The sequence below is a fragment of the Halorhodospira halochloris genome (assembly GCF_002356555.2).
Classification (GTDB): domain Bacteria; phylum Pseudomonadota; class Gammaproteobacteria; order Nitrococcales; family Halorhodospiraceae; genus Halorhodospira; species Halorhodospira halochloris.
Window position 1 is genome coordinate 1,164,119 of record NZ_AP017372.2, and the last position, 25,956, is coordinate 1,190,074.

Here is a 25,956-nt window from a genome sequence, read left to right on the forward strand (position 1 = left end):
GGAGTTTGGCCATGGCCCCATCGGTGCTTTCGCCCATACATCTGCCCCAGATAGCCCACCATCCCGGTGCTGCGCAGACGTATCTGGCGAGCTGGGTCCAGGAGCTTGCGCCGGCGCCTGGAGAACAAGGGCAAAGAGAATTGGTCCTGGTCACAGGGGGTACCACCCTGGAGCGTTTACCGTCCGTAGCAGGGGGCCTGGAGCTTCTCCAGGAGCTGGGCTGGCGGATCACGGAAGTGCGCATCAGCGGCGAGCCGAGCGCCGAATGGGTCGATGAGCAGCGGCGGCGGTTGCCGCTCGGCGGAGGTGATGTGGTGGTCGCCATAGGCGGTGGCAGCGTCCTCGACGTCGGCAAGACACTTGCTGCCATGGCCTGCGAGGAGGGTCCGACCAAGGCCTACTTGGAGGGGGTAGGGGATCGCTCACCCAGCGGCAAGCGGCTGCCGTGGTTGGCCGTGCCGACCACCATGGGCACAGGCAGTGAAGCGACCCACAACGCCGTGCTTGGCCGTCCGGCGTTAGAGGGCGGCTATAAGAAATCCCTGCGCCACCCAGCCTTTGTCGCCGACCGTGTTATCCTCGACGCGCACTTGACCCGTACTCTGCCGCGTCGCGTTGTTGCCAGCGCTGGGATGGACGCCTTTGCGCAGTTGCTGGAGAGCTACCTGGCGCCTACTTCGACGCCGCTGCTGGATCGCTGGCTACTCTACGGCCTGGAACTGGCCGGCGGCGCCCTCCCGGAGCTTCTGCGCCGCCACGGCGACGACGATCTCGAAGCAGAGCGTCACGACATGGCGCTGGCAGCCACGCTCTCCGGGGTGGCGCTGACCTATACCGGCCTGGGTGCGGTGCACGGAGTGATCGGCCCGCTCGGCTCTCTGGCGCCGATCGGGCACGGTGATGCTGCCGCCAACGTCCTGGCACCGGCCATGGAATCGACACTGGCGGCAGCGCGCGCCGCCGGAGGCGATACGGAGTCCTTCGTCGAGAGCCGTATGGCCCGTATAGCTCGCCTTATTGCGGAGGATGAGGTGCCTCCAGTTCGTGAAGCAGACCAAGCGGACGCCCTGGTGGCGACCCTCTACCGCTGGCGGGAGGAGGCCCGAGAGTACGCTGGTCTACCAGGGCTGGCAGCGGCGGGAGTGAGCGCCAATCACGTCGAGGCAGTCCTGAGCAAGGTCTCCGAGCGCCGTAATCCGGTCTCGCTCACGGCCGAGCAGTGGCGTGCCCTGGTCGAGAAGGCGCTCTAAGCCGTGCGCAGGAGTTTGGGCGGTGTCATGCCAGCGCCTGCTCCAGGTCGGCGATCAAGTCGTTGGTCTCTTCCAGGCCTACCGAGAGCCGCAGCAAACCATCCTCAATGCCGCGTCGAACCCGCTCCTCGTGAGGCAGTCCATGGTGGGTGGTGGTGCAGGGCTGGGTGGCTAGGCTTTCGGTGCCGCCCAGGCTAGGTGCTAGGGCGAATAGTTTGAGGCGATCGGCTACCCTAGTGGCCGCTTCTCCACCGCCCTCAATATCAATGCTGAGCATGCCGCCGAACCCCTGCATCTGTCGTTTGGCAAGTTCGTGACCCGGAAAATTAGCTAGGCCGGGATAGTAAACGCGCCGAACGCTCTGGTGCTTCTCCATGGATTCCGCGATCGTCTGTGCCGAGGCATTCTGCTGACGAACCCGCACTACTAAGGTGCGCAGGCTGCGTGCTAGCAGAGAGGCGGTCGCCGGAGCCGGCATCGAGCCTAGGTTCTTGCGCCAATTCCAGATCGGACCTAGCAACTCTTTTGAGCCCATCAGGGTGCCGGCAGTCAGGTCGCTGTGGCCGCCCAAATACTTGGTGGCACTGTGGACCACCACGTCGGCGCCCAGCGCCAGCGGCTGCTGGTTGACGGGTGAGGCAAAGGTGTTGTCGACCACCAGGATAGCGCCATGGGCATGGGCTCTTTCGGCAATAGCCTCTATATCGAATAGTTCTAAGGTGGGGTTGGTAGGCGTTTCCAGGAAGACCATACCAGCGCCTTCGGCGAGCAGCTCGTCTAATTGATCGAGTTCGCTGCCGAGAATCAATCGGGTGGGTATGCCCAACTCCGGGAGCTGACTGCTCAGCAGTTCCATGGTTCCGCCATAGGCATCGCCGATACCAATTATGCCCTGGCGCCCATGGGTCAGAAACAGTGCCGTTTCGGCGGCCATTCCCGAACAAAAGACCCAGGCCATCTCGGCACCCTCGAGGCCCGCCAACGTCTCCTCCAGTGCAAAGATGGAAGGATTCAGGCCGAAGCGGGTATAGAAGCTGCCCAGCTTGCGTCCCTCTATTGCGTCCAGCACATCCTGGGTCGTCTCGAAGGTGAAGGTGCTAGTATCGTAGATCGGCATGTGCGGGCTGCCATGGGCATCCTTGAAGCCGTGGCCGTGAATGCTGCGGGTGGCCAGGCCCTGGGCACGGGTGAAGGTCATTCAGCAATCTCCTATCATCAACAACATTAATTTGTTGAATGTTGGCCGGATTGCAATATGGTGTCAATTTTCGTGCCGTAGGTACTCACCCAGGAAGTGCTCTCGCACCGCCGCTTACAGCAATTATCAGCTAGATGGCTTATAGCTTATCGCTCCTACTAGTGGAGCGCCCCTAAAAGAGCAGGCCGGGCATAGTAAAATCCCTGACCGATCTCGCACCCTGCTTCGCGCAGGTAAGCCTCCTGCTCACGGGTCTCGATCCCCTCGGCGATGATGGTTAGACCCAGGCTATGGCCCAAGGCGAGAATGGCATCGGTGATAGCAGTAGCTCGGGATTCGTGATCTATTTGCGGCTGGTAATAGCCGCTTGCTGGAGTTCTTGCTCGCGCAGCCGCAGAGCATGCTCAGTCTGCTTGAGCTGTTCGATCTCAACATGGGTCCCCATTAGCAGCTGCGGTTGGCCATCCGGAGCGCGTTTCACTATGTGTCCCCTGCCCTGTACCCAGAGCCAAGCGCCATCGGCGCATTTATAGCGAAACTCGATGGTAAAGGGTTCGCTGCGTCTGACCTGCGCTATAACCACAGGCTCACCCCTAGCCAAATCATCGGGATGCACCAGATCTCGCCAATCCGCGAACGCCAGTGTTCGCCCCTCGGCAGGGTCGTAGCCGAGCATGCGCCAGCACGCCTCGTCCCAGTGGACTGAATCGTGCTCAAGGTTCCACTCCCAGATCCCGAAGCGGGCCGCCTCCTGCGCAAGGCGATAGCGCTCGCGCTCGGCTTCCTGCTCGCTAAGATCCATGCAGGATCCGGCCACACCAGCTAATTGGTGGTCCTCATCATGCTCGGTGGCCCATGCTAGTTCGCGATGGGCAAGGCGCAGTTCCAGCTCATCGGTGACCATCTGCGCTAGGTCGTGGAGGGGAGTTAAGTCCAACTCAGAAAAGCTGCGCGGGCGCTGATCCTGTACACAGAGGACCCCAATGGCGAAACCGTCCGGCGAGACAATCGGCACGCCTGCGTAGGCGCGCACATGAGGGGGTCCGGTAACGAGCGGGTTATCGTGGAAACGCTCATCTTGGTGAGTATCGTCAACCATGGTTTTTATGGCGAATGGTGATTAAATACTCGTGTTTGGCCATCCTCTTGGAAGGCAATGACATCGAAAGGCTCCGGTGCAGCGCCAGGCACCTCCATACCAGGCGATCCAATCGGCATGCGCGGTACAGCTAATCCGGCTATATCAGGGCGCTCTTCAAGCATGCTCTTGATGTCTTCAGCAGGTACATGTCCCTCAACTGCATATCCCTCTATAACTCCTGTGTGGCAGGAGACCAACTCAGGGGTGATGCCGTGTTGGTAACGAACTTGGTTGATCTGCTGCTGCTCGGCTATGACTGACTCCACATCAAAGCCAGCTTCACGCAAATGCTCTTCCCAGTGATCGCAGCATTCACAGGAAGGGGACTTATAAACAGTTATCTGTTCTTCACCGATATCCCCTTTAGAGTCTGATAAAAGGCCCCACCCTAGGCCGATAGCCCCGAGCACTCCAGCGACACCGCCAATACCCACGTAAGTAAGACTTCTTGGCATTATGTTTGCCCCTGCTGTTGCGTTGAAAAAGAAAGGTCCGCATCTCCTAGATGATCAACATGTATTGATTCATGTCAATAGTAAACTTGGTTGGCGTACGAACCATCGATGGCTTGTCCTCATGTAAGGCGATAGGATGCTCCGCTTCATAAGCAAAGATGGTGCAGAGTGCAGCTGGTGACTGCTCCCCGCCCTGACGGACGAGGCTTTCAACTTCTCAGGCAGCTGCGAGTGCGCAGTCATCCGCTTATATCCCGCCCGTATTGGGCGAGGGTATAGGCGGGGTTTGCTAAAATAGGCCCTCTAAATCCTTTGACCAGAAAATCACCACCCCCGCTCGGGCAATAGCTCGTGCGGCAAGGTAATGCGAAGCTCGCCAGCATGAGCTTCGTTTATGCCTTAAAATACGAGATTAAATGAACAACCAAGAGCTATCTCCAGCTGTCGGCGCACTACTTGTGGGTGAAGGGCAGGGCGAGCCTCCCCGCCTGGAGCTGCGGGAACTTCGGTGTGCCGTGGCAGCCTGGCCCGCGCTATTCCTGCCACCCGGTGGTTGCACCGCGGTCGCCGGGCCGTCCGGCTCGGGCAAGAGCCGGCTGCTGCGTGCCATCGCCGATCTGGACCCCAGCGAGGGCGAGGTTCGTCTCGACGGCGCCTCCCGTGAGGCCTTCACCGGCCATGCCTGGCGGGCGCGAGTAATCTATTTGGCCGCGGACAGCGCCTGGTGGAGTGACCGCGTCGGGGATCACCTCGCGGTGGTCGAGCCCTCAGTACTGGCGCCACTGGGCTTTGAGGCGGATGTCGCTGACTGGTCCGTACGGCGGCTTTCTACCGGCGAGCGCAGTCGGCTGGCCCTGGCGCGGGCCCTTGCCCTGCAGCCGCGGGTGCTGCTGCTGGATGAGCCGACAGCGAACCTCGACGCCGCCACTACCGAGGCCGTCGAGACCGTGACCGAGCAGCAGCGCCGCCAAGGGCTAAGCCTGGTCTGGGTGACCCACGATCAGGAGCAGGTTCGACGCATGGCAGCCCAGCGCTTCGTTATCCGCGACGGGGTCGCCGAGGAGATCGATTCGTGACCGGTGAAATTATCGAGCTGCAGGCCCTGGATCTGGCCATCGCCGGGGCGCTAGTGGTCGCGCTGGCCGGATTGTCGTGGGCCGGTCGGCTCGGCGTCGAGCGCTCCCTGCTCATCGCCGCGGCGCGCACCGTAATCCAGCTTCTGCTGGTAGGTTTGGTGCTGGAGACCCTCTTCGCCCATGCCACGCTGTACTGGGTGGCGCTGATGGGGCTGATTATGCTACTGGTCGCCGGGCGCGAGGTTATGGCTCGGCAGAAGCGTCGCTTTGCCGGCTTCTGGGGCTTCGGCCTGGGGACGCTGGCGATGTTTTTGTCGTCGTTCAGCGTTGCGGTGCTGGCCCTGGTGGCCTTGGTGCAGCCGCAGCCGTGGTATCAGCCGCAGTACGCCATCCCCCTGCTCGGTATGTTGCTCGGCAACACCATGAACGGCATCGCCTTGTCTGTAGACCGGCTCACCGACGGCGCCTGGCAGCAGCGCGATGTCATCGAGGCGCAGCTCGCCCTAGGATACACCTGGAGCGAGGCCGTTGAGGGCATCCGCCGCGATGCCACCCGATCGGGTATGATCCCCATGATAAACGCCATGGCAGCGGCCGGAATTGTAAGCCTGCCGGGGATGATGACGGGCCAGATCCTCTCTGGAGTACCGCCGATGGAGGCAGTCAAGTACCAGATTCTGATCATGTTCCTGATCACGGTAGGCACCGGGATCGGGACCCTGGCTGCAGTATGGCTCGCCTCAGGGCGGCTGTTCGACGAACGCGAGCGGCTGCGCCTGGATCGGCTGCGCTGAGTAAGAACACCGGGAGCACTTCGCCTGCCAGCCTGATTGCTGCTGGGAGCCGAGCATTGGCTCAGGGGGGAGTCTTTAGAGGCACCCGTTAGCTGTGAATTATCTCCGCCTGACATCCTCACCGCTTTGTCCGCTATAGCCGAGCTGTTATTTCCTGCGGCCTATCGGTTGCCGTTGATTACGCTCGAGCAATAGTATATGGTTGTCCGTATATCTGTTAATGCGTATATCATTAAATGTCCTGGCGGAAGGCTAGGGACCTTCTAGGTTGTATGACCTGTCCTCCACCGCTCTAATAACGGGAGAGTGAATAATGAGTGAGAAGCAGCGCACCGCTGCCGACGAAGCGCCCTCTACCAAGGAGGGCATGAACCTCTTCGAGCGCTACCTAACCATCTGGGTAGCGCTAGGGATGATCGCCGGCGTGCTTCTGGGGCAGTTTCTGCCCGTTGTGCCGAATACTCTGGCGCAGTTTGAGTATGCGCAGGTCTCCATCCCGGTGGCCATCCTCATCTGGGCCATGATCTACCCGATGATGGTGCAGATCGATTTAACTTCCATCCTGGGGGTGCGTCGGCAGCCGAAGGGGCTGATCATTACCACTACGGTGAACTGGCTAATCAAGCCTTTCACCATGTTCGCCATCGCCTGGTTCTTTCTGCTGGTGCTCTTTCAGCCATTCATCCCCGAGGATTTGGCTCGGGAGTACTTGGCCGGGGCTATCCTGCTGGGTGCAGCGCCCTGTACGGCGATGGTCTTCGTTTGGAGCTATCTCACTCGGGGGGATGCTGCCTATACCCTGGTGCAGGTATCGGTGAACGATATCATCATGCTCTTCGCTTTCGCCCCTATCGTGGTGCTACTGCTGGGTATTTCTGACATTCAGGTCCCCTGGGATACTGTGGCGCTGTCGGTGTTTCTCTATATCGTTATCCCGCTTACCGCTGGCTATTTGACCCGGGTGCTGCTTATCCGGCAAAAGGGCTTGGAGTGGTTCAATAACATCTTCATGAAGCGCCTGGCGCCGGTGACCCCGATTGGGTTGATTCTCACCCTGATCTTACTGTTTGCCTTCCAGGGCGAAGTTATCCTGAATAACCCGTTACACATCCTGCTGATCGCCATCCCGCTTATCGTTCAGACTTTTCTGATCTTTTTCATCGCCTACCGCTGGGCGAAGGCGTGGCGGGTGCAGCACTCGGTGGCAGCCCCTGGTGCGATGATCGGCGCGAGCAACTTCTTCGAGCTTGCCGTAGCGGCTGCTATTGCACTGTTCGGTTTGCAGTCGGGAGCGGCCCTCGCCACAGTGGTGGGTGTGCTGGTTGAGGTACCATTGATGCTCGCATTGGTGCGCATCGCCAACCGAACGAAGCATTGGTTCCCAGAGGAGACCCAACCGGGGCTTGTGCCGAAAGCGGGATGAGGTAAAAAGTGCCGCTGAGCGGGTTTGGCGGAGCACTGCGGCTCTTGGTTGCCGAGCAGCGGATCGAGGTACTCACGGGCAAGCATCCAGGCACTGAATGGCAGCCATAGCAGAGGGGCTAGCACTAATCGGAACCCACGCAGGAACCAGCGGGCGCCATTGCGGAGGCTGATCGTGAGGTGGTAAGCAGGTCTTTTCATCCGTGGATCAGCCGGATGCGGCTGATGCGCCGTCGGCCTTCACGTCATCGCCGTTGAGGTAGATCGCCTCAGGAGCCGTGATCTGGAGCAGAACCCCGGCGATATCCTCCGGCTCGGCGATGCGGCCCATGGGGTGAGCCTCGTCCGCTCCTTCCAGGGAGCCGCCGCGGAACCGGCGAAGCAGCTCGGTACGTGTTCCCCCCGGAGAGAGGCTCACCACCCGGAGCCCATGGCCGACCTCCGCCGCCGCGGTCGAGCGGGTCAGGCCGATGACAGCGTGCTTCGTCGCAGCATAGGCGCCGGCGTGGGAAGATCCTGTGTGCGAGAGCATGGAGCCTGTGTTGACGATCACCCCGTGGCCCTGCTCGCGCATGACCGGGATCTCGTAGCGCATGGCGTAGTAGACCCCATCGACGTTGGTGCGCATGACATCTCGATAACCGTTCTCACCGGAGACATCGATGGCGTCGAACTCGCCGATCGGACCCTCGATCCCCGCGTTGTTGAAGGCAATATCCAGGCGACCGTAGGCCTCCAGGCACCCATCAACGAAGTCGCGCATGTCGTCGCGCTCACGCACATCCGCGCTCATAAAGGTGGCCTCGCCGCCGGTCTCCCGGATGGAGGCGGCCACAGATTCGCCAAGCTCCTCGCGCCGGCCACAGAAGAAGACCTTGGCCCCCTCCCGTGCGTACGCGCGTGCCGCTGCCTCGCCGATGCCGGAGGTAGCCCCGGTGATCAACACTACGGCGCCGGCATAGCGGCCCTCGCCCTCTCGCATGCCCTCGGGCCACCCACCAAAAGCAGTGCCGGCCGCAGCCATCCCGACCAAGCCTGCGGTGGCTCCGGTCAAAAAGCGGCGGCGCTCGGGGTCGTCGGGGGCCTGGCCGTGCTCACTGCGCCGTGACCGGTCCGGACTCTCGCCGGAGTCTTGCTGTGATTCCAAGGGCATCGGCTGCTTTCTCATGGGTTGAACCTCCCGGTTAGCCGCGTCCTATGGAGCGGCTTGTGCAGTTCTGATCGAACGATCGCGGACACCAGTTTTGGTTAACCTTACCAAGTGGCAAATCCTCGAAGCTAGCATTGCTTGGACCAGCTTGACACCGTCATTGGCCCGGATGAAGCGACAAGCCCAATGCAGATACGTTTTCTCGGTACGGATTGCCTTTCCGCGTAGATGAATCGCATCGGAGAGTCGATGAAAGAGTTCCGGGTGAGAGCGGATGGTATGGGCGAAGCGGGTGTTTCCGGCGCGCTCGGCAAAATGCTCCGCCGAAAGCGCCGGGGTGGTGCGGGCGATAGTGGGATGTTGAGTGGATAGTGTCATCGCGGAATCGAGCCAGTGTTGCCAGTCAATGGCGTTCACTGACGCGTATTGAATGGTGTTCAACAGCGTCCGTATAGCATCGATGGCCTGACGGTATTGCCAGTCTTCGAGGCGGCTATCACGGCCAAGGCTCTTCAAGTAGCCATTTACTTGCTCTGGGTCAATGTTGTGGATTCTTCGGTTGGGGAAAGCGGCGATGAACTGCTCGGCGCGCTTCAAGTACCACTTGGCAGCAGATGGCTTGACACCTTGGGACTGAAGCTGGTGGATGTAGCGATCCCAGAAGCGGGCTACAGAGTTCGCGTCCTTGCTAGAAGGCATGGTAGGTTGCTCCTCAGTCATCCTTGACGTCTGGTACAGGAAGCAACAGGAAGGCACAGAGATGCAAGAGCTGGAAGGTGTTATACAGCGTCCGTATAACACGCAAAAAGCCGCATCCGTTGAATCAACTTATGTTTCCCAAATAGGCTCGACGCAATGAATAAGAACACTGCACGCAATTTGGCAAAAGTCCTGAAGCACGATCTCGGTAGTTGTCCTGAGTTTCATCTTTCGGAGGAAATTCGGCACCTCCCTCTGGGAGGGTTCCACTCATTTGCGGATGGCAAGCCCTGCATGGGTGCGTTCCGAATTGAGCGAGTTGATGGTGAAGCACTTTGGTTGCTAGTCATCGATTGGTATGACGATGGTAATTACTATGTTGTCCTGTACCCGAGTAACAATAATCTTGCCCCAATAGCGGAATTGCACAATCAACGGAACGGACAAGAGTCAGTCGATCTAATCTGGACCTACAGCCCGAGAAAACGCGACGGGCGCAACAACGAAAGGAAAGAAGCTTTCGTTCAAGCGGCCGGATCCGCTGATTATGTTGTGTCGCTTCCAGGCGCCCTCGTGACCCTTGAAGATTTTCTGGAGGATGTTTTTCAGCTCTCGGCCCTCCGACTCGCCGCGGATGAGCTATCGGACTATAGCCATGAGTCAACGCGCCAGTCTTTCCCGGAAGGCAAAAGAATAGAGCGTCTACATAAGTTCAGGGAGCGAGATTCAAGGGCGGTCCGCCAAGCGAAACACCGACACGCCCAGCGAAACAACGGAGCATTGCCTTGCGAAGTTTGCCGCTTCGATTTCGCACGAACGTATGGTCCTCTTGGGGAGTCGTACATCGAGGCGCACCACACCAGGCCCCTAAGTGAGCTTGCTGACGGAGAAATGCAAATTACAGAAGTTGATGATTTTGTGTTGGTCTGTGCGAATTGCCATCGAATGCTCCATAGGAAGCGGCCGTGGGCTAGTGTTGACGAACTCAGGAAGGCACTTAAAAGCGAAACATAACCAAGCCATGTAGCCGACGCTCGTACCTCGCGCGGCTGATGGCTGGCGTTGGGCGTCACTCGAATTACTATGGTAGACCTAAAGCGTTCGCAGATCAGAGCCATTGAAGAGGCCATGGGGTATCCCAGGGGTTTCGGCTACGTTCTTGATTTTTCGGACCGGACTATGGAGGAATTCTTCGAGGACGAGTTCGGGGTCGAGATCTATGATGAGCAGAATCAATCGCTCGGGACTTCCAAGCGAAATTGCCTTACAGGCTTCCTCCTGCGCGCGGACAAGCAGACTGCTCTGCGCGTACTTCGTGCGCTGTGGGAACGGAGGGAAGGCCTGATCGATGCTGCTCCGAGCTCTGCGGATGCGCGGGAGGCAAAGTCGAAGTCGGGGCCATTCCAGGAGGTCATTGATTATCTTGAAGGCGACCTAGGCAGCCCGAACACGGAGGGCGTCGAAACATTCGAGCGCGACCGGACGCTGGAGGAGTTGGTGGCTGATATCGAGCGCACGCTCGCCGCAAATAAGCCAGAGGTCGCGATCGATCACTTGCATACGTACTGTATGAAGAAGTTTGCCCATCTCTTGAAAGCTCGAGGAATCAATTGCGACAAGGATGAGCCCCTCCATTCTCGGTTTGGAAAGTACCGCAAATGTCTTGAGGCGGAGCAAGATCTTCCTGAGTTCACCGTCCGGGCTCTGAAGTCCTTCATTAGCTTGCTCGAGAGTTTTAACGATCTGAGGAACAATCGATCGTTGGCGCACGACAACGAAATATTGAAGCCTGCCGAGGCGCGTTTTATCTTCTCCAGCATCAGCGCGATTTTGGTAATGGTACGCGCTCTTGAAGCAGCCCGGTACGGTGATTGAAATGACGCCCAACAATATACTCCAGCCGACCGCTCAACTGCTGCGCGGTTTCCCGGCGGCTGAGCATAAGCGTTGGGCGGCAGTGGCTCGTCAACATTGCACTGGGCCGATATCCGGTTGCGAGTTACGACCAGACGGTAGAGGCAATACCAGCGATCGGTTAAACGGTACTGGAATCGGATAACAAGAGGTTTCTCATGGAGTGTTTCCGGATCGACGAGAGTGGCTACACGGGGTTCGATTTAATGAACTCTGACCAACCCTTTCAGGGGGCAGCCGCGATCGCGATCAGCAACGAGCACGCTGAGTATCTTATCAAGAAGCACTTCCCGACGCTCCAGGCCGATGAGCTCAAATACCGATCGCTCGCCCGTCGGCCCAAGAACCATCCCCGACTGCTAGGTTTACTAGGTGACATACTGGCTAACTACAAGTCCGTGACCTACGTCTGTGACAAGCGTTTTCTGCTGTTGCTGATGTTCTTGGACTACGCCGTTGAGCCCTTTTACTACGAACGGGGGCTGAACTTTTACGAGTACGGCCAGAACTATTCGCTCGCGTCGCTTCTTTATTTCGTTGGGCCAACGGTATTGGGCAAAGATGCATTTTACGAACTGGAGGCGGCTTTTCAGGTCGCAATGAAGGAGAAGACACCAAAAGCGTTGAACGAACTCGTGCGTTCGGCCCAAAAGACAAAGTGGCATGAGCTACCCGAGGCTCTCGGGCCTCTAGCGGGCTATCGGGCCCCGGAGTGCCTATCGGCTATTGCGACGCCCGGTGTGAGCACGGACGCTGCCTTCATCGTTCTACAAGCGCTGATCAGTCGAATGGAAGTGATGACAGAAGGGCCGTATCGGGTTGAGCACGATCAGTCGAAGAACCTGCGCACTTACCACACTCTACTGGAGCGCTACATTAACCACGACGATGAGATTGAGTTCCGCCAATCGGAAATCGCGAGCATTAGGTTTCCGCTTAAGCTTGTGTCAGTGAGTCAGGTAGATTCAAAGACGAGCCCGGCGGTACAGCTTGCGGACGTGATGATAGGCGCAGCCGTTGAAATGGCGAGAAGCTTAAGTGGGCGGCGGACAGGACCATTGGATCCCGAGGCGGTGTTAGCGCTATATGCGGACAATCAACTAATACATATGCTTCCGTCGTTAGACTTCGAGGAGCAGCGGCGGTTTCGGCAAGGAACACAAGCGGCAGAGGTAATTGACTACTTTTCGCAGTTTCATGATTAGAGGGCTCACCGCCCAACGAGACGCTGCAGCCGACGCGGCAAGGCCGCGCCGCTTAGCTGTGTCGTTATCGCGCCGAGCAAAGCTCGGAGTATCTTGCGGGGTGGATGTCCCCGTCGGGCAAGGGTTAGCCACCCACCCGTATCGAGTCTTGGACCTGTGGCGGAGTAAGGGAAGACGAACAAGGCAGGTTAAGCGTAGACAGAGAATCCTGTAGGCCGTAGGGGTTATCGTGCGCCCTGAAGTGCTGGTACAGCTTCGACAAGCTCAGTTCCGGACGCCGAGGGTTTTAACGTGCCCGAAGGCAACACGAAGCACCCGCAATGGCGAGGGTGTGGAGGTCTGGCGGAGTCATCAGGCCGTGGCATGCAGGGAGAGATACGTCGGAGAACTCGGGAAGCCCCTATGAGCTCCTGTGGTGGTGAAGGCCGGCAAGGGCCTACGGCTATTGAGACACGAAGGGGAAACCCGGAGACGGAGTTATGCCGGAGCCTACGACCGGAGTGACCGGAACCACGCGCAGGTGGGGCGTTGAGAGGCGCCTAGAAGCGCTCGGGGTGTCTTATCAAGCATAGTACTCGGGGGTGGGGAAAGCCCATCACAAGGGGAAGGACTTGACGGAAGTACGCAGCCCAAAAAGGAAACTCATGCCGGACACGGTCGGGCCGGGAGACCATGAGCGAACCTCACTGTGGGGGATAGCCAAGCGGGCGAGGGTCTGCAAGGACCATCGTTTCCAGGACCTTTACCGGCTGCTGGATGCGGAGCTATTGCACGCGAGTTGGCGCGATCTGAACAAGAAGGCGGCGGCTGGCGTGGATGGCGTGGCGATGGCGGTGTACGAGGAGGATCTGGACGCCAACATCGGCGCACTGGTGGAGCGACTGAAGACGAAGCGCTACCGGACCCGGCGGGTCCGGCGTTGCTACATCCCCAAGGAGGATGGCGGCGAGCGTCCATTGGGGATACCGGCGGTGGAGGACAGGCTGGTGCAAGCGGCCTGTGCTCGGATACTGACCGTCATCTACGAGGCGGACTTTCTGGACGTGAGCTACGGCTACCGGCCAGGGAGGAGCGCTAAGGACGCGGTGGCCGATCTGGGTTTCAACCTCCAGTACGGCAAGTTTGGTCACGTGGTCGAAGCGGACATCAAGGGCTACTTCGACGCAATTGACCATGACTGGCTGCTGGAGATGTTGTCGCTGCGGATCGACGACGGTGCGTTCCTGGGGCTGATCCGCCAGTGGTTGCAGGCGGGGATACTGGACATGGACGGGGAGGTCCTGCACCCGGTGACGGGCAGCCCCCAAGGTGGGGTCGTCTCGCCGGTGTTGGCGAACGTGTATCTGCACTATGCGTTGGACCTTTGGTTCGAGCGGGTGGTGAAGCCACGTTGCCGAGGTCAGGCGCTTCTGGTTCGGTACGCCGATGACTATGTTTGCGCGTTTCAGTTTCAGGAGGACGCCGCGCGCTTCTATCGCGTGGTGCCGCGCCGACTGATGCGGTTTGGGCTACAGGTGGCGCCGGAGAAGACGCGATTGATGCGTTTCAGCCGGTTCCACCCGGGCTTGCGGCGACGTTTCGCCTTTCTCGGCTTTGAGTTGTACTGGAATCGGGATAGACGGGGCGAGTTGCGGGTGATGAAGCGCACGGCCCGCAAGAAACTGCAAGCAGCCAAGCGACGGTTGAAGGGCTGGATACGGGCCAACCGGCATCTGCCGGGGCGCGTGTTTATCCAGGAGCTGAATCGTAGACTGGTAGGTCATTACAACTACTTCGAGCTCCGCAGCAATGAGCAGGGTCTAGGGAGCTACTACATCTTCGCCATACGGTGTGCCTTCAAGTGGCTGAACCGGCGAGGTGGCAAGCGCAGTAGTTTCAACTGGGCGCAATACATTGCGGCGTTGAGGAAGCTGGGAGCGGCGCAGCCGCGGATCGCGGAGAGGCAACGAGCGCATGCGGTCTTTGCATAAGGGCACGCCCGGCGCGAAGGCGAGTACAACCGAGGAACCGGATGCGGGAAAACTGCATTTCCGGGTCTGTGCGGCGGCGCCTGGCAACGGGCGTTCCTACCGTGAGATAGGTAAAGAGTATGGGAGAACCCCTTGGCTGTACCTGATTTTCAATCATTGATGTTGCCGTTGCTCAAATTTTCCGCTGATGGCGAAGAGCATACGATGCAGGAAGCCCGTGAGGGTTTGGCTAAAATAATGGAGCTTTCCCAAGAAGATCTCGAGGAAAGACTGCCAAGCGGTCGGCAATCTACATTTGCAAACCGCGTAGCCTGGGCCAAGGTCTATTTGACCCAAGCTGGAGTCCTGGAGTCGCCCAAGCGGGGCAAATTTCATATTTCTGATCGCGGTCGAAAAATTCTTTCAGAAAACCCAGATCGGATAGACATAAAATTTTTGCAGCGGTTTGAGGAGTTTCAGGCATTCCGGCAGGCAAGCAGCAAAAACCGAACCGAGAAAGTAACCCACACGGGCGAAGATGAGACAGCGACTACGACTCCGGAAGAGACATTAGAGCAAGCCTACCAGCAATTACGGGATGAAACGGCAAACGAGCTGCTTCATCTGGTAAAGGACAATACGCCGGAATTTTTCGAAAAGCTGGTTGTTCACCTTATCGTTTCAATGGGCTATGGGGGCTCTGTAAATGAAGCGGGAAGGGCTACCCGGAAAACAGCGGATGAAGGTATTGATGGCGTCATCAAAGAAGATCGTCTCGGTCTGGAAACCATATACCTTCAGGCAAAGCGCTGGGAAGCAGCGGTTGGTCGACCAGAGATTCAGAAATTTGTTGGAGCACTTCATGGCCAACGGGCCAAGAAGGGGGTCTTCATCACAACCAGCCGATTCTCGAAAGAGGCTCTGGATTACGTCGGTCAAATTGATCCGAAGGTTGTTCTGATAGATGGCGCAGATCTCGTGCAACTGATGATTGATCACGGTGTTGGAGTCAGTACGGCAACGATATATGAAGTCAGAAAAGTGGATACGGACTTCTTCATTGAAGATTGACCGAGACACCTATAACAAGACGCGCCACGCGGATGGCCTTTTCTCCGCGTTGCTCCAAAAATGCCACCGGTGCGCTCTGCGTTGGGCCTGTAAAGTCCAAACCCAGTTTTCAAGCAAACATTTTGATGATTTATGTGACTGCATTGTATAAGTTACGCGATAAACGAGCCAAACGGCTTTTACTTTTGGAATCAACAGTAATGAAGTTGATCCGCAGCATGGATGAGCTCGAACCAGTGGAAGTATGATGTCAAATAAGCCTCAATCAATCCTATTTCACATCATTGGCCCGCGCGCCAGCGTTCCGCTTGCCGCCAAAAGATGGTCGGCATACCTGAGTCGCGATCAGTGGGATGACTGGGGGAAGTATTGTACTCAATTTTACTTGACCGTTGTTGGCCAAGACGGAGAGCAACACGACATCGGTCAGGTAAAGATAGGGCAGCGCGGATTAAAGCCTCACGGAGGGTCTGCGGAGCTTCCACCAGGACATCGTAAGCCGAATGTTCCATCTGCCTTCGAACAATTGGAAGATGACTTCTTTTCCGTCGGGCAAGATGACGAGTATTACGCGAATCTTGGGTCCCTTGGCGACACAGTCCGAGAGAGAATTCTCACTTGCCTGCGTGATGTGGCCTGGGATAAGGAGCGTTGGGAATGGGCACAGAAAGAATATGTCATGGAGGAGTCGCTGCTTCGCTCTGTAACCCGTAGCATAGTTGAAGGACAATTTCGCCGTATGGCGCATGGTGATGCACGCGTGACACGTTATGATTTCGCGTACACTCCTCCCAAAAGGTTGGGTGATGGTGCACCACCCTTCACGCTAGATTTCAGCGTCGAACCTAAGTCACCGATTCCTACGAATGTCCATGTTCTCATTGGTCGGAATGGGGTTGGAAAAACCCGGTTACTTTCGCTGATGACAAAGGCGCTCGTCGCGAGGGACGCCGCAGCGAGACAATCAGGAAAGTTCGAGTTTACTGAGTTTAGGGAGCAAGATGGAACTTTTGCCAACGTGGTGGCGGTTTCGTTTAGCGCATTTGATGAAGCGGACCTATTGCCAGATCGAAATCCGGAGCCTGATTCCTTAGGTTTTTCTTACATCGGGCTGCGTGGTTGGTCTAGTAAATTACAATCGTCGTCAACCAAGCCTAAATCTCCTAACATACTTGCGAGTGAGTTCGTGGACAGTTTGAAAGAGTGTCGCGTTGGAGCACGACGAAGGAGGTGGATTAATGTGATAACCACCCTCCAGACGGATCCGGTTTTTAAGGCGGCCCAACTGGCCTCGATGATTGACGTGAACCTTTCCGACAAGGAAGAGCGAGAAGTGGTCTTGAAAACCTTCAAGGCCCTAAGCTCGGGACATAAAATCGTTCTCCTCACGCTAACACGTCTCGTTGAAAAGGTTGAGGAAAGAACGCTTGTTCTGATTGATGAACCAGAGGCTCACCTGCATCCCCCACTGTTGTCAGCAATGACACGCGCAATATCCGAATTTATGGTGAAACGAAATGGAGTGGCGATTGTAGCAACTCATTCTCCCGTGATTCTTCAAGAGGTTCCGAAGTCCTGCGTTTGGATACTCGATCGCATGTTAACAGTTTCGAAGGCGGAGCGGCCCTCAATTGAAACATTTGCCGAGAGCGTAGGCATCCTGAGCCGGGAAGTGTTCCAGTTAGAACTCTCAAAATCGGGCTATCACCAGCTTTTAGGCGGATTATGTCAAAAATCAGCCAGCTATGAAGACGCGCTCGACCAGCTGGAAGGTCAACTCGGTGCAGAAGGCAAGGCTGTACTGAGGGGTATGTATCTGAACGATGAGGAATAATCACTGGTAATGAGATACCTACCACCACCAACAGACGAGGATGAAAAGCCCTTCGCTGCAGGCGACGTCTTCGAGACCTGCGTTTCTATGGTGAGAAACCCCGCTCTGAGAGCACAGCTGCGGGCCATTCGCTCGGATGTGGAGACTGAGGCCTCAGATTACGATGTTAAGGCAGCAGGCAGGCAGCTCTACCGAAAGCAACCTCATGGTCAAGTAGGGTCTGTTTCAGGCGACGAAATAGTGAAGGTTTATACACTCCGGATGGTGCCCAAAAAGTCAAAGGGGCGCTCTATTTACGACCGAATAATGGCAGCGCCCGTGCATGGTAGATGCCCCCTATGTGGCATAGGGACAGTAAACACGCTTGATCACTATCTGCCCAAGACATTTTTTCCGGTCTATTCGGTGGCGCCCAACAATCTGGTTCCTGCCTGCAATTGGTGCCAGGGGGAAAAATCCGAGTATTATCCCATTACAAGAGACGGTCAGCTTCTCCATCCTTATTTTGACAATGTGGGCAACGAGGTTTGGCTTGGGGCCGAAGTGGTGGTTGGTGCGCCAGCTGGATTCCGCTACTTTGCCACACCACCCAGCCATTGGACGCAATCAGAAAAGGCACGAGTAGCGGTGCATATGAAGGAGCTAAATCTCCCGGTGTTGTTCTCCTCAAATGCCGGCAGCCGCCTTTCGGAAATTCGCGCCCGCCTCGCGAGCCTGCATCAAAAAGGTGGAGAGGCTGCCGTCCGTAATCACTTGCGCGATGAGCTTGCAAGCATAGAGGCTGACCATAATAATTCGTGGGCAGCGGCAATGTATCGGGCAGCCGTAGCAAGCGATTGGTTTTGTAATGGTGGATTTTTGGAAACCTGACACACGCCAAACCAAATTGGCAAGATTTTGATATATAGACCAGCCCAACAATGCAATTTCACGCGGACTGCCAAAAACTGCTCCGCTTTGCTATACAGTTTTTGGTATACAGTGATTTGCGGCGTTATGCGGATTACAGTGATGCTGGTGTACAATGCGATGGCTTGACCTTGCGGTTTCTCCCCGTTTCTCTTGGCCTAATCGGCAAGTCGAGATCCCGTTTGAGGGTTATAGGGTTGTTCTCCAGCCTCGCCGCCAAGCTCCAGAGGATGAAGTGGAACTGGCCGCTACGATGTCAGTGTTTGATTCGAATGGTACATCCTTCGAAGTAGGGGGCACGGTTGCAAGTAGGTTCCTCAGCCGGATTGCATGGTCACATAACGGGGGGGTGGTTGAGCTATTTGCGGTCGGATCAAATTTCCCTGGAAGACCAGGACGACTTGGTCAAGGTACTTACGAGCGTTCAGGATGGGCTCAGATTGAGCCTTGGGATTTTATCTATCTTCCCGCTGCCGATGACCAAGAAGCAGATTTGGCACTGGGCTTGTTCCGGGAAGGTATGTCCGTCAACTCAACGCCGTTCGCCTTCCTCAGCTACTTCAAGGTTTTGAACATTCACCACGGCGGCGGGGCGGGTCAGAAGACTTGGATTAACGACAATCTTCACCGCATTTGGTATCGCCCGGCTCTCAATCGTTTGGCTGAGATTCAGAAGAACGAAGCGGATGTTGGAAGATACCTCTATGAAGAAGGGCGGTGCGCTGTTGCACATGCACACGGGACACCTTTGGTGAATCCAGACAGCTATGCTGATAGACGGCGGATGGAAGGTGATCTGAAGCTAATGAAAGAAATAGCAGCCTTGTTTATTGAGACGGAGTTCGGCGTATTGTCCGACAGCTCGTACTGGGAGAGCCTGCGCGAGGGTGGATCTCCGAAGTCTGAACTGTTACGGAAGGCGGTACAAGAGGATGGTCGTATCGTTTATGTGCCAGAACAACTATCCGCATAATCGGGTAAGGGCGGGTTTCTAGCCTGCCCTCCCCACAACACCTAGCATGAGGGTCCGCACTAGGCGGTTCACGAGAATGGAGCACACAATGGATCAGGCATATCCGTGGGCTTTCATCCACTGATCCCGGACGGAGATCAACCCTTGGTTCGCGAGCCAAGCATTCGTCATCCCGGTCTGCATCGCCAGCGTCCGCGACAGTCGCCAATAGCTCTTGCTACTGAGTGCCGTGAGGATCGCGTGGCGTTTGCCCGTCCCGAGGGCCAGCAGGTTGTAAGCGATCAATCCAAGGCGTTATTTAGCTAACTTTTTCTCATCACTATTCTGTCTCTACCATTTATTCAACGGAGACGGCAAGTGATGACGACCACAAGACAAACAACTGTTTTACTCTCAGAGAGCGAGTGGCTAGCACTCCTCGAAAAGCAAGAAGCAAGTGATCTAACCATAAAGGACTTTTGTGCTCAACATGGCGTGTCACGCTCAGCCTTTTTTAGTTGGCGGAGAAGAGTCTAGGATGTATGTTCATGTGATATCGACAGATGGAGAAGCCAAGTTTTGGCTGGAGCCTGACCTTCAACTGGCCCGCAACTATCGGTATGGTCGGCCACAGCTGAGAGAAATCGAAGCCCTAATAGGGGTGCATTACGATGAGCTTGTCGACGCTTAGAAACAGCACTTCGGAAGTTGAAGTAACCAACATTTCGAGTCACGGCGTGTGGCTCCTTGCTCACGATAAGGAGCTTTTTATGCCGTATGAGGAGTTCCCGTGGTTCAAGGATCAGCCGGTGAAGTCGATCCTCCATGTCGAGGAGCCTTCGCCAGGTCATTACTATTGGCCGGATATCGATGTCGATTTAACCGACGAGATTATTGAGCACCCGGAAAGGTTCCCGAATCTTGCAAAAAGTATATAAACCACTGTTAGGCATCAGAAGGATTAGGTATGAGCTTCCAGTCAGGTAGAGTCTTTCTTCACTGGAACTACTACATTGCACTTGAGCAGGATCTGGCCAAGCTGTCGCGCTATATAGAATTTACAGAGGGCAATTTTTCAACGTATTCAATTGAGCTTGCGCACCTTCTGTTGGCCGCTTCCTCCGAAGTGGATGTTGTGATGAAGGAACTTTGCAGTATTCTGAGCCCCAATGACCGACGGAGGAATATAGGCGATTATAAACGGGTCGTTGAGAGAGGGTTGCCCCGTGTTGTTGGCTGCCAAAATCCGTACATATTTGGCGGAGGATTCAAGAATAAGCATATCTACTGGGTAGCTACAAGCTAAGACTAACTACCACGCTCTGTGTCGATTTCTGCTTTCGCTTGTCCCTTCTTTTCCTTATAAACCAGTAGCTGGCTCTGTGGGCCCTGTGGGCGAGAGCCCTGAGAGTCTGGGCAGGCGGCGGGCAACCCGCAGGGTTGTCCACGGGCTGTCCACACGGCCCGTAGGGCTCAGGGCGGCGCGAAGCGCTCGTCCACAAGTCCACAGAGCTATTGCTTAAGCAGCTAAAAGTACTGGAGTTTTGCTTATAAGAGGGTGAGAATCGGTAGGCAAGTAGTAAGGGCGACGCGACATCAGGTAACCAGAGGCTGACAACCCTCCTGATGCCGCGCCCACCGCGTCCTGCGACACGGCACTTATCAGTATCCTCGGGTTTAGCGCCGTTGTCCAGTGTTTGCAATTTACCTGGATAAGCGCGCGGGAGCCCCGCGACAACAGGCCGTATCGGCAGCGCGCGCACACCAGATAAACGCTTCATCGTTGGACGACAGGTAGATGATAGGAGTCAAGGTGGCGTATGGATCCTATTCAGAAAGGCATCGCCGAGCTTGAGCGGCAGCGGAAGGCTGTAAGATTCAATTACTGCGTTTTTGCCGCAGCTCTGCGCGAAAGCTCAGAACACTTTCAGTGCGTCAGGGAAGCCGATTACGGGCGGGTAGCCTCTCTTGACCGAGTCCTTCGCATAGCGCTCGCGGAGCAAAGTGGGGAGGCGCGGTGCCCTCCCTATTGGAGTAAACGCGCCGAGGCCCACGCTACATCTGTGGCAGTCTACAGCAAGTTCTACGCCGCGATGATGGGGGTGTTCGGGTTGGGTACTGCCTACTTCCTTGGGGACAGCAACTGGGCCTTAACGGTTACACTCGGTCTATTGCTCGCGGTGCTGACGAAGGCAAAATGGGGTGTGGACAAGTATGCCGCTGGTCTTCAGCGGGTTCGGGACGCTCTGGAGCGCATTGAAGATTCCCCGAAACCCGATACGCTCGAGCGTCCGAGTGTAGAGCGTCCAACAAAAGCTTGAACCCGACCGGCTTCTCCGCTGGCGCTCCGAAGCCGTCGGGTTAAGCTGGGCGTTGGGCCATGAACTCCTGCACATGACGCGGTTGACCAAGCGGTAGTCCGTGCATACAATGTATGTATGATAGGTTTTGATTGGGATCCGCAAAAGGCGCGTGCAAATCTCGAGAAGCACGGCATTTCTTTTGAAGAAGCGAAATCCGTATTCTTTGATGAATATGCGCGGCAGTTCTTCGATGAAGAACATTCGTCTAGCGAAGAGCGGTTCATTATGCTTGGTTTGAGCAATGCACTACGGATTCTGGTCGTATGCCACTGCGAGCGTTCCGGCGGAGATGTCATCAGAATCATTTCCGCGCGGAAAGCGACTACCAATGAGCGTAAGTATTACGAAGGTCCGCCGCTATGAAAGATGAGTATGATTTTTCGAAGATGAAGTCGCGTCGCAACCCGTACGCTTCGAAGTTAAAGCGACAGGTGACGATTCGCATGGGCGACGACGTCGTGGAGTATTTCAAGCAGCTTTCGGAAGAAACGGGGATTCCGTATCAGAGTTTGATCAATCTCTATTTGCGCGATTGCATGGCCCACGGAAGGAGGCCTGACTTGTCATGGCGTTAATCGCCCAACAAAGCCATGCAGCCGACGCTCGTACCTCGCGCGGCTGATGGCTCGCGTTGGGCCTCAAGGAGATGAAACGTTGCAGCTGATATCAAGCAACAAGAAACTTGCTCGAACACTATCGCGCCTTATTGAAAGCCATGCCGAGGCCAAGTTTGCGGTTGCATGGGCTTCCTCGGGAAACTCCGTTTTTGACCTCATTCAAGAACATACATCGCGGATTACGCGGGCCATAATTGGAACCCACTTCTACCAAACACACCCTGATGTAATTGATGCATTTCAGGGGAAGGAAAACGCCCGGTTTGTGCTTCAGCCGAGTGGTGTATTTCACCCAAAGCTATACCTTTTTACCAGTGAGGATCGATGGGAGGCGCTGATTGGAAGTGCCAATCTCACATCTGGAGCCCTCAGTACAAACTCAGAAGCCATGTTGCTGATTGGAGGCGCCGGTGACGACTCAACTTCAGTGCGGAACGAAGTCGTCAGTCTCATTGACCGCTACTAGGAAATGGCCAAACCAATCAAGAAGAGCGAAGCGGCGGCCTACCGCGAGGTATGGAAACGAAAACAGCCGGCACTCCGCCGTTTGACGGGGCAGTACGGGTCGAGCAAAACAGAGAAGCCGCCTACTGCTTCATCTGTGATGTCAATGGCATGGGATAATTACATCAACGCAGTGAAGGCCGATCGGCATCATGGTTTTGAGGGGCGCTGTGAACTTCTCGCAACTGTGGCCCGTGCCTTTGCCGAGCATCGAACCTTCGAATCAATGCCTTTGCCCTTGCGAAAGACGATTGCCGGACTGCCGAACGACCAAGAAAGCCGTTGGGGTTGGTTCGAAAGCATGCAGGGAGCGGGCTACTATCACCAAGCCGTTAACGAAAACAATAAGCATCTTTCTAAGGCTCTCGACAGGATACCGTCGCGGGGCGTGGTCTCGCGCTCGGAGTATGAAGCATACATCGCAGAGTTCCTAAAGGCCTTTCCAAATGGAAGACATGGGGTTGCTATCGCCAGTCGCCTTTTGGCATTAAAGCGACCAGACCAATTCGTTTGCCTAGACTCAAAGAACCAACGCGGACTCTGTCGTGATTTCGGCATCGTTCGAAATGGTATCGACTACGACAGGTATTGGGACGAAATTATCGAGCGCATTACCGATTCGCCCTGGTGGAACTCAACGCGACCAAGAAATGCCAAGGAAGCTGCCGTCTGGGACGGACGAGCTGCAATGCTCGACGCGATCTTTTATGAAGAATGAAGCCCAACAATGAGCTGCACCTGACGTTTGACGCGAGGCGCTTTTTGTGAAGCACAAAACCACCACACGTCAAACGCAGGTGAGCCCGGGCGTTATCGCGCCGAGCAAAGCTCGGCGTATCTTGCGGGGTGGAAGTCCCCGTCGGGCAAGGGTTTGCCACCCACCCGTACCGAGTCTTGGACCTGTGGCGGAGTGAGGGAAGACGAACAAGGCAGGTTAAGCGTAGACAGAGAATCCTGTAGGCCGTAGGGGTGGTCGCGCACCCTGAAGTGCTGGTACAGCTTCGACAAGCTCAGTTCCGGACGCCGAGGGTTTTAACGTGCCCGAGGGCAACACGAAGCACCCGCAATGGCGAGGGTGTGGAGGTCTGGCGGGGTCATCAGGCCGTGGCATGCAGGGAGAGATACGTCGGAGAACTCGGGAAGCCCCGAAGGGCTCCTGTGGTGGTGAAGGCCGGCAAGGGCCTACGGCTATTGAGACACGAAGGGGAAACCTGGAGACGAAGCGCTACCGGACCCGTCGGGTCCGGCGTTGCTACATCCCCAAGGAGGATGGCGGCGAGCGTCCATTGGGGATACCGGCGGTGGAGGACAGGCTGTTGCAAGCGGCCTGTGCTCGGATACTGACCGCCATCTACGAGGCGGACTTTCTGGACGGGAGCTACGGCTACCGGCCAGGGAAGAGCGCTAAGGACGCGGTGGCTGATCTGGGTTCAACCTCTGCACTATGCGCTGGACCTCTGGTTCGAGCAGGTGGTGAAGCCACGTTGTCGAGGACAGGCGCTGCTGGTTCGGTATGCCGATGACTATGTCTGCGCGTTTCAGTTTCAGGAGGATGCCCAGCGCTTCTATCGTGCAGTGCCGCGCCGGCTGGGTCGGTTTGGGCTGCAGGTGGCGCCGGAGAAGACACGGCTGATGCGATTCAGCCGGTTCCATCCGGGGTTGCGGCGACGATTTGGCTTTCTCGGCTTCGAGTTGAACTGGAGCCGGGATCGACGGGGCGAGCTGCGGGTGATGAAGCGCACGGCCCGCAAGAAACTGCAAGCAGCCAAGCGACGGTTGAAGGGCTGGATACGGGCCAACCGGCACCTGCCGGGGCGCGTGTTTATCCAGGAGCTGAATCGTAGACTGGTAGGTCATTACAACTACTTCGGGCTCCGCAGCAATGAGCAGGGTCTAGGGAGCTACCACATCTTCGCCATCCGGTGCGCCTTCAAGTAGCTGAACCGGCGAGGCGGCAAGCGCAGTAGTTTCAACTGGGCGCAATACATTGAGGCCTTGCGGAAGCTGGGAGTGGCACAGCCGCGGATTACGGAGAGGCAACGAGCGCATGGGGTCTTTGCATAAGGGCACGCCCGGCGCGAAGGCGAGTACAACCGAGGAACCGGATGCGGGAAAACCGCACGTCCGGGTCTGTGCGGGGGGGGGCGCCCGGCAACGGGCGTTCCTACCGTGAGAGGCCCATCTCAGCTGCACCATCTTGCCATAGTAACGCTTGACGTTATTAACGCTTAGCGTCATTATTGAGTCATGATCATCTCGTTCAAGTGTAGGGATACAGAGAAGCTGGCCAGGGGGCAGCGCGTCAAACGCTTTGTGAATTTTGAGCGGGTTGCGCTGAGGAAGCTCCGCCAGCTTCAAGTCGCAAACCAGCTGGAGGACCTTAAGGTGCCGCCCGGCAATAGGCTGGAAGCGTTGAGTGGTGATCGCCGAGGCCAGTACAGCATCCGGATCAATCAGCAGTTTCGATTGTGCTTCCGGTGGACGAAAGCTGGCGCGGAAGATGTCGAAATCGTTGATTACCATTAGGGGGTGACTTATGCGCGATATTGATCCTGTAACGCCTGGCGAGTTGCTGAAAGAAGAGTTTCTTGAGCCTATGGGGATCTCTCAGTATCGACTTGCCAAAGAAATTGGAGTACCGGCTCAGCGTATTGGACAAATAATTGCTGGGAAGCGCTCTATAACCGCCGATACGGATCTACGACTCTGTCGTTTCTTTGGGCTATCCAATGGCTATTGGCTTCGGGCGCAAGCTGCTTACGATACTGAGGTGACTGAAGATGCTTTGGCCGAGCAGCTGAGTAATATTAGACCTTGGAATTCGGGCTCACCCGCAGATCGCAGGGCATAACCAGTCGCGTCACGCGGACGCGCTAAAGCGCGCCGGTGCGCTTTGCCGTTAAATGCCAAGAGGAATCATGCAGAAGTCAGCAATAATTTCCGAATGCGGAAACTACAGGTATGAACTAAAACGGATTTGGGATGATTCCAAGCCTTGGGTTCTATTTGTTTGTCTCAATCCGTCAACGGCAGACCATGAAGAAGAGGACAATACTTCTCGGGTATGTATAAACTACGCTAAACGTTGGGGCTATGGTGGGCTAGTTATAGCAAATCTATTTGCATACAGATCTACTTATAAGTCAGTGCTCTATCAAGCTCCAGACCCAGTGGGCCCAGAAAATGACCAGCACTTGCACCGGCTCAGCAAAGAGGCAGTCGAAACGGTATGCGCATGGACAGATGATGGCGCATTCATGGAGCGTGACTTGGCTGTATTGCCAATCTTAAAATCACCAAAGTGCTTAACCAAGCTAAAAAGCGGCAGGCCGGGCCATCCGCTGTATAAAAGCAAAGAACTAAAGCCTACTCCTTTGCTATAAGCATTTAACAAGTCACTGCACCGGATGCCAATTCCGCTGACGCTCCATTGCCACCGGTGAGTTCAACGTT

General features: G+C 56.4%; 34 protein-coding genes. 28 read left to right on the forward strand and 6 right to left on the reverse strand.

Translation table 11 applies throughout. The features are described from left to right. Positions 1-11: 11 nt before the first annotated feature. Positions 12-1,250, forward strand: coding sequence for an iron-containing alcohol dehydrogenase (locus HH1059_RS05405; RefSeq protein WP_096409071.1), 1,239 nt, complete (start codon positions 12-14; stop codon positions 1,248-1,250). A 25-nt stretch (positions 1,251-1,275) separates the two neighbouring features. Here the strand turns inward: HH1059_RS05405 and HH1059_RS05410 are convergent, their stop codons facing one another. The 4 genes from HH1059_RS05410 to HH1059_RS05425 all read right to left on the reverse strand — a co-directional run bounded on the left by HH1059_RS05410 (position 1,276) and on the right by HH1059_RS05425 (position 4,044). Further along, positions 1,276-2,448, reverse strand: a complete 1,173-nt coding sequence (locus tag HH1059_RS05410) for a trans-sulfuration enzyme family protein (protein WP_096409072.1) — start codon at positions 2,446-2,448, stop codon at positions 1,276-1,278. Between the two features lie 158 nt (positions 2,449-2,606). Beyond that, positions 2,607-2,747 (reverse strand): EAL domain-containing protein, encoded by a 141-nt coding sequence (locus tag HH1059_RS14060; protein ID WP_238639346.1) that lies wholly within the window; start codon positions 2,745-2,747, stop codon positions 2,607-2,609. A 44-nt stretch (positions 2,748-2,791) separates the two neighbouring features. Beyond that, positions 2,792-3,547, reverse strand: a complete 756-nt coding sequence (locus HH1059_RS13935; RefSeq protein WP_096409076.1) for a GAF domain-containing protein — start codon at positions 3,545-3,547, stop codon at positions 2,792-2,794. A gap of 5 nt (positions 3,548-3,552) precedes the next feature. Then, positions 3,553-4,044, reverse strand: coding sequence for a DUF411 domain-containing protein (locus tag HH1059_RS05425; protein ID WP_096409077.1), 492 nt, complete (start codon positions 4,042-4,044; stop codon positions 3,553-3,555). Positions 4,045-4,460: 416 nt separating this feature from the next. Between HH1059_RS05425 and HH1059_RS05430 the strand changes: the two genes are divergently transcribed. The 3 genes from HH1059_RS05430 (at position 4,461) to arsB (ending at position 7,337) form a co-directional block, all read left to right on the forward strand. Then, positions 4,461-5,120, forward strand: a complete 660-nt coding sequence (locus HH1059_RS05430; protein ID WP_096409079.1) for an ABC transporter ATP-binding protein — start codon at positions 4,461-4,463, stop codon at positions 5,118-5,120. Then, positions 5,117-5,914, forward strand: a complete 798-nt coding sequence (locus HH1059_RS05435; protein WP_096409080.1) for an ABC transporter permease — start codon at positions 5,117-5,119, stop codon at positions 5,912-5,914. Before HH1059_RS05430 ends, HH1059_RS05435 begins: the two co-directional genes overlap by 4 nt. Before the next feature lie 313 nt (positions 5,915-6,227). Then, on the forward strand, positions 6,228-7,337 hold the full coding sequence (gene arsB / locus HH1059_RS05440) for an ACR3 family arsenite efflux transporter (RefSeq protein ID WP_096409082.1): 1,110 nt from the start codon (positions 6,228-6,230) through the stop codon (positions 7,335-7,337). Between the two features lie 207 nt (positions 7,338-7,544). Here arsB and HH1059_RS05445 read toward each other — a convergent pair whose 3' ends face one another. Both HH1059_RS05445 and HH1059_RS05450 read right to left on the reverse strand, forming a co-directional pair. Beyond that, positions 7,545-8,504: an SDR family NAD(P)-dependent oxidoreductase gene (locus tag HH1059_RS05445; protein WP_096409084.1), complete on the reverse strand. Its 960-nt coding sequence runs from the start codon at positions 8,502-8,504 to the stop codon at positions 7,545-7,547. A 27-nt stretch (positions 8,505-8,531) separates the two neighbouring features. Continuing rightward, the gene (locus tag HH1059_RS05450) at positions 8,532-9,185 is read right to left on the reverse strand and encodes a phage integrase N-terminal SAM-like domain-containing protein (RefSeq protein WP_096409086.1); all 654 of its coding nucleotides are present in this window, start codon (positions 9,183-9,185) and stop codon (positions 8,532-8,534) included. A gap of 156 nt (positions 9,186-9,341) precedes the next feature. Here HH1059_RS05450 and HH1059_RS05455 point away from each other — a divergent pair, with 156 nt between their 5' ends. The 24 genes from HH1059_RS05455 to HH1059_RS05565 all read left to right on the forward strand — a co-directional run bounded on the left by HH1059_RS05455 (position 9,342) and on the right by HH1059_RS05565 (position 25,886). Further along, a complete protein-coding gene (locus HH1059_RS05455; RefSeq protein ID WP_197710738.1) occupies positions 9,342-10,199 on the forward strand; it encodes an HNH endonuclease in 858 nt (285 codons plus the stop codon). A 69-nt stretch (positions 10,200-10,268) separates the two neighbouring features. Continuing rightward, positions 10,269-11,060 carry an abortive infection family protein gene (locus HH1059_RS05460; RefSeq protein ID WP_096409087.1) on the forward strand — a complete coding sequence of 264 codons (792 nt, stop codon included), beginning with the start codon at positions 10,269-10,271 and terminating at the stop codon, positions 11,058-11,060. 1 nt (position 11,061) lies between these two features. After that, positions 11,062-11,244: a hypothetical protein gene (locus tag HH1059_RS05465; RefSeq protein WP_096409089.1), complete on the forward strand. Its 183-nt coding sequence runs from the start codon at positions 11,062-11,064 to the stop codon at positions 11,242-11,244. Between the two features lie 13 nt (positions 11,245-11,257). Next, positions 11,258-12,304, forward strand: a complete 1,047-nt coding sequence (locus tag HH1059_RS05470; protein WP_096409090.1) for a DUF3800 domain-containing protein — start codon at positions 11,258-11,260, stop codon at positions 12,302-12,304. A 611-nt stretch (positions 12,305-12,915) separates the two neighbouring features. Continuing rightward, complete coding sequence (gene ltrA / locus HH1059_RS05475) at positions 12,916-14,274, forward strand: group II intron reverse transcriptase/maturase (protein WP_231902035.1); 1,359 nt, start codon at positions 12,916-12,918, stop codon at positions 14,272-14,274. Positions 14,275-14,406: 132 nt separating this feature from the next. Continuing rightward, the gene (locus HH1059_RS05480; protein ID WP_096409092.1) at positions 14,407-15,324 is read left to right on the forward strand and encodes a restriction endonuclease; all 918 of its coding nucleotides are present in this window, start codon (positions 14,407-14,409) and stop codon (positions 15,322-15,324) included. 244 nt (positions 15,325-15,568) lie between these two features. After that, entirely contained in the window at positions 15,569-17,158 is a 1,590-nt protein-coding gene (locus HH1059_RS05485) for an AAA family ATPase (protein WP_197710739.1), read from the forward strand. Positions 17,159-17,398: 240 nt separating this feature from the next. Then, positions 17,399-18,028: a hypothetical protein gene (locus HH1059_RS05490; protein ID WP_231902036.1), complete on the forward strand. Its 630-nt coding sequence runs from the start codon at positions 17,399-17,401 to the stop codon at positions 18,026-18,028. A gap of 274 nt (positions 18,029-18,302) precedes the next feature. Further along, positions 18,303-19,040 carry a methylamine utilization protein MauJ gene (gene mauJ, locus HH1059_RS05495; protein WP_162549377.1) on the forward strand — a complete coding sequence of 246 codons (738 nt, stop codon included), beginning with the start codon at positions 18,303-18,305 and terminating at the stop codon, positions 19,038-19,040. Between the two features lie 105 nt (positions 19,041-19,145). Beyond that, the gene (locus HH1059_RS13240) at positions 19,146-19,346 is read left to right on the forward strand and encodes a hypothetical protein (RefSeq protein ID WP_162549378.1); all 201 of its coding nucleotides are present in this window, start codon (positions 19,146-19,148) and stop codon (positions 19,344-19,346) included. Positions 19,347-19,400: 54 nt separating this feature from the next. Continuing rightward, a complete protein-coding gene (gene tnpA, locus HH1059_RS14065) occupies positions 19,401-19,556 on the forward strand; it encodes an IS66 family insertion sequence element accessory protein TnpA (RefSeq protein ID WP_420809692.1) in 156 nt (51 codons plus the stop codon). A gap of 1 nt (position 19,557) precedes the next feature. Further along, a complete protein-coding gene (locus HH1059_RS05505; RefSeq protein ID WP_096409098.1) occupies positions 19,558-19,710 on the forward strand; it encodes a DUF4160 domain-containing protein in 153 nt (50 codons plus the stop codon). Beyond that, entirely contained in the window at positions 19,691-19,957 is a 267-nt protein-coding gene (locus HH1059_RS05510) for a DUF2442 domain-containing protein (RefSeq protein ID WP_096409099.1), read from the forward strand. Before HH1059_RS05505 ends, HH1059_RS05510 begins: the two co-directional genes overlap by 20 nt. Before the next feature lie 29 nt (positions 19,958-19,986). Next, a complete protein-coding gene (locus HH1059_RS05515; protein WP_096409101.1) occupies positions 19,987-20,325 on the forward strand; it encodes a hypothetical protein in 339 nt (112 codons plus the stop codon). A 514-nt stretch (positions 20,326-20,839) separates the two neighbouring features. Further along, entirely contained in the window at positions 20,840-21,340 is a 501-nt protein-coding gene (locus HH1059_RS05520) for a hypothetical protein (RefSeq protein ID WP_096409102.1), read from the forward strand. 117 nt (positions 21,341-21,457) lie between these two features. Then, positions 21,458-21,745 (forward strand): BrnT family toxin, encoded by a 288-nt coding sequence (locus HH1059_RS05525; RefSeq protein WP_096409104.1) that lies wholly within the window; start codon positions 21,458-21,460, stop codon positions 21,743-21,745. Continuing rightward, on the forward strand, positions 21,742-21,957 hold the full coding sequence (locus HH1059_RS05530) for a BrnA antitoxin family protein (protein WP_096409105.1): 216 nt from the start codon (positions 21,742-21,744) through the stop codon (positions 21,955-21,957). The genes HH1059_RS05525 and HH1059_RS05530 overlap by 4 nt, the downstream gene beginning before the upstream one ends. A 79-nt stretch (positions 21,958-22,036) precedes the next feature. Then, positions 22,037-22,465: a phospholipase D family protein gene (locus HH1059_RS05535; protein ID WP_096409107.1), complete on the forward strand. Its 429-nt coding sequence runs from the start codon at positions 22,037-22,039 to the stop codon at positions 22,463-22,465. A gap of 3 nt (positions 22,466-22,468) precedes the next feature. Then, positions 22,469-23,221 carry a hypothetical protein gene (locus HH1059_RS05540; protein WP_096409108.1) on the forward strand — a complete coding sequence of 251 codons (753 nt, stop codon included), beginning with the start codon at positions 22,469-22,471 and terminating at the stop codon, positions 23,219-23,221. Positions 23,222-23,612: 391 nt separating this feature from the next. After that, positions 23,613-24,026, forward strand: coding sequence for a reverse transcriptase domain-containing protein (locus tag HH1059_RS05545; protein WP_096409110.1), 414 nt, complete (start codon positions 23,613-23,615; stop codon positions 24,024-24,026). Continuing rightward, positions 23,977-24,441, forward strand: coding sequence for a reverse transcriptase domain-containing protein (locus HH1059_RS05550; protein WP_162549379.1), 465 nt, complete (start codon positions 23,977-23,979; stop codon positions 24,439-24,441). Before HH1059_RS05545 ends, HH1059_RS05550 begins: the two co-directional genes overlap by 50 nt. Positions 24,442-24,750: 309 nt before the next feature. Continuing rightward, positions 24,751-25,029: a type II toxin-antitoxin system RelE/ParE family toxin gene (locus HH1059_RS05555; RefSeq protein ID WP_096409113.1), complete on the forward strand. Its 279-nt coding sequence runs from the start codon at positions 24,751-24,753 to the stop codon at positions 25,027-25,029. Between the two features lie 10 nt (positions 25,030-25,039). Next, positions 25,040-25,354 (forward strand): HigA family addiction module antitoxin, encoded by a 315-nt coding sequence (locus HH1059_RS05560; protein ID WP_096409114.1) that lies wholly within the window; start codon positions 25,040-25,042, stop codon positions 25,352-25,354. 67 nt (positions 25,355-25,421) lie between these two features. Then, positions 25,422-25,886 (forward strand): DUF1643 domain-containing protein, encoded by a 465-nt coding sequence (locus HH1059_RS05565; RefSeq protein WP_096409116.1) that lies wholly within the window; start codon positions 25,422-25,424, stop codon positions 25,884-25,886. Positions 25,887-25,956: the final 70 nt, after the last annotated feature.

What these genes read in the sequence shown, in the direction of transcription:
- HH1059_RS05405 (WP_096409071.1), top strand. Translation starts at nt 12, where the DNA reads ATGGCCCCATCGGTGCTTTCGCCCATACATCTGCCCCAGATAGCCCAC.
- HH1059_RS05410 (WP_096409072.1), bottom strand. Translation starts at nt 2,448, where the DNA reads ATGACCTTCACCCGTGCCCAGGGCCTGGCCACCCGCAGCATTCACGGC.
- HH1059_RS13935 (WP_096409076.1), bottom strand. Translation starts at nt 3,547, where the DNA reads ATGGTTGACGATACTCACCAAGATGAGCGTTTCCACGATAACCCGCTC.
- HH1059_RS05425 (WP_096409077.1), bottom strand. Translation starts at nt 4,044, where the DNA reads ATGCCAAGAAGTCTTACTTACGTGGGTATTGGCGGTGTCGCTGGAGTG.
- HH1059_RS05430 (WP_096409079.1), top strand. Translation starts at nt 4,461, where the DNA reads ATGAACAACCAAGAGCTATCTCCAGCTGTCGGCGCACTACTTGTGGGT.
- arsB (WP_096409082.1), top strand. Translation starts at nt 6,228, where the DNA reads ATGAGTGAGAAGCAGCGCACCGCTGCCGACGAAGCGCCCTCTACCAAG.
- HH1059_RS05445 (WP_096409084.1), bottom strand. Translation starts at nt 8,504, where the DNA reads ATGAGAAAGCAGCCGATGCCCTTGGAATCACAGCAAGACTCCGGCGAG.
- HH1059_RS05450 (WP_096409086.1), bottom strand. Translation starts at nt 9,185, where the DNA reads ATGCCTTCTAGCAAGGACGCGAACTCTGTAGCCCGCTTCTGGGATCGC.
- HH1059_RS05455 (WP_197710738.1), top strand. Translation starts at nt 9,342, where the DNA reads ATGAATAAGAACACTGCACGCAATTTGGCAAAAGTCCTGAAGCACGAT.
- HH1059_RS05460 (WP_096409087.1), top strand. Translation starts at nt 10,269, where the DNA reads ATGGTAGACCTAAAGCGTTCGCAGATCAGAGCCATTGAAGAGGCCATG.
- HH1059_RS05465 (WP_096409089.1), top strand. Translation starts at nt 11,062, where the DNA reads ATGACGCCCAACAATATACTCCAGCCGACCGCTCAACTGCTGCGCGGT.
- HH1059_RS05470 (WP_096409090.1), top strand. Translation starts at nt 11,258, where the DNA reads ATGGAGTGTTTCCGGATCGACGAGAGTGGCTACACGGGGTTCGATTTA.
- HH1059_RS05485 (WP_197710739.1), top strand. Translation starts at nt 15,569, where the DNA reads ATGATGTCAAATAAGCCTCAATCAATCCTATTTCACATCATTGGCCCG.
- tnpA (WP_420809692.1), top strand. Translation starts at nt 19,401, where the DNA reads ATGACGACCACAAGACAAACAACTGTTTTACTCTCAGAGAGCGAGTGG.
- HH1059_RS05505 (WP_096409098.1), top strand. Translation starts at nt 19,558, where the DNA reads ATGTATGTTCATGTGATATCGACAGATGGAGAAGCCAAGTTTTGGCTG.
- HH1059_RS05510 (WP_096409099.1), top strand. Translation starts at nt 19,691, where the DNA reads ATGAGCTTGTCGACGCTTAGAAACAGCACTTCGGAAGTTGAAGTAACC.
- HH1059_RS05515 (WP_096409101.1), top strand. Translation starts at nt 19,987, where the DNA reads ATGAGCTTCCAGTCAGGTAGAGTCTTTCTTCACTGGAACTACTACATT.
- HH1059_RS05520 (WP_096409102.1), top strand. Translation starts at nt 20,840, where the DNA reads ATGGATCCTATTCAGAAAGGCATCGCCGAGCTTGAGCGGCAGCGGAAG.
- HH1059_RS05525 (WP_096409104.1), top strand. Translation starts at nt 21,458, where the DNA reads ATGATAGGTTTTGATTGGGATCCGCAAAAGGCGCGTGCAAATCTCGAG.
- HH1059_RS05530 (WP_096409105.1), top strand. Translation starts at nt 21,742, where the DNA reads ATGAAAGATGAGTATGATTTTTCGAAGATGAAGTCGCGTCGCAACCCG.
- HH1059_RS05540 (WP_096409108.1), top strand. Translation starts at nt 22,469, where the DNA reads ATGGCCAAACCAATCAAGAAGAGCGAAGCGGCGGCCTACCGCGAGGTA.
- HH1059_RS05545 (WP_096409110.1), top strand. Translation starts at nt 23,613, where the DNA reads ATGCAGGGAGAGATACGTCGGAGAACTCGGGAAGCCCCGAAGGGCTCC.
- HH1059_RS05555 (WP_096409113.1), top strand. Translation starts at nt 24,751, where the DNA reads ATGATCATCTCGTTCAAGTGTAGGGATACAGAGAAGCTGGCCAGGGGG.
- HH1059_RS05560 (WP_096409114.1), top strand. Translation starts at nt 25,040, where the DNA reads ATGCGCGATATTGATCCTGTAACGCCTGGCGAGTTGCTGAAAGAAGAG.
- HH1059_RS05565 (WP_096409116.1), top strand. Translation starts at nt 25,422, where the DNA reads ATGCAGAAGTCAGCAATAATTTCCGAATGCGGAAACTACAGGTATGAA.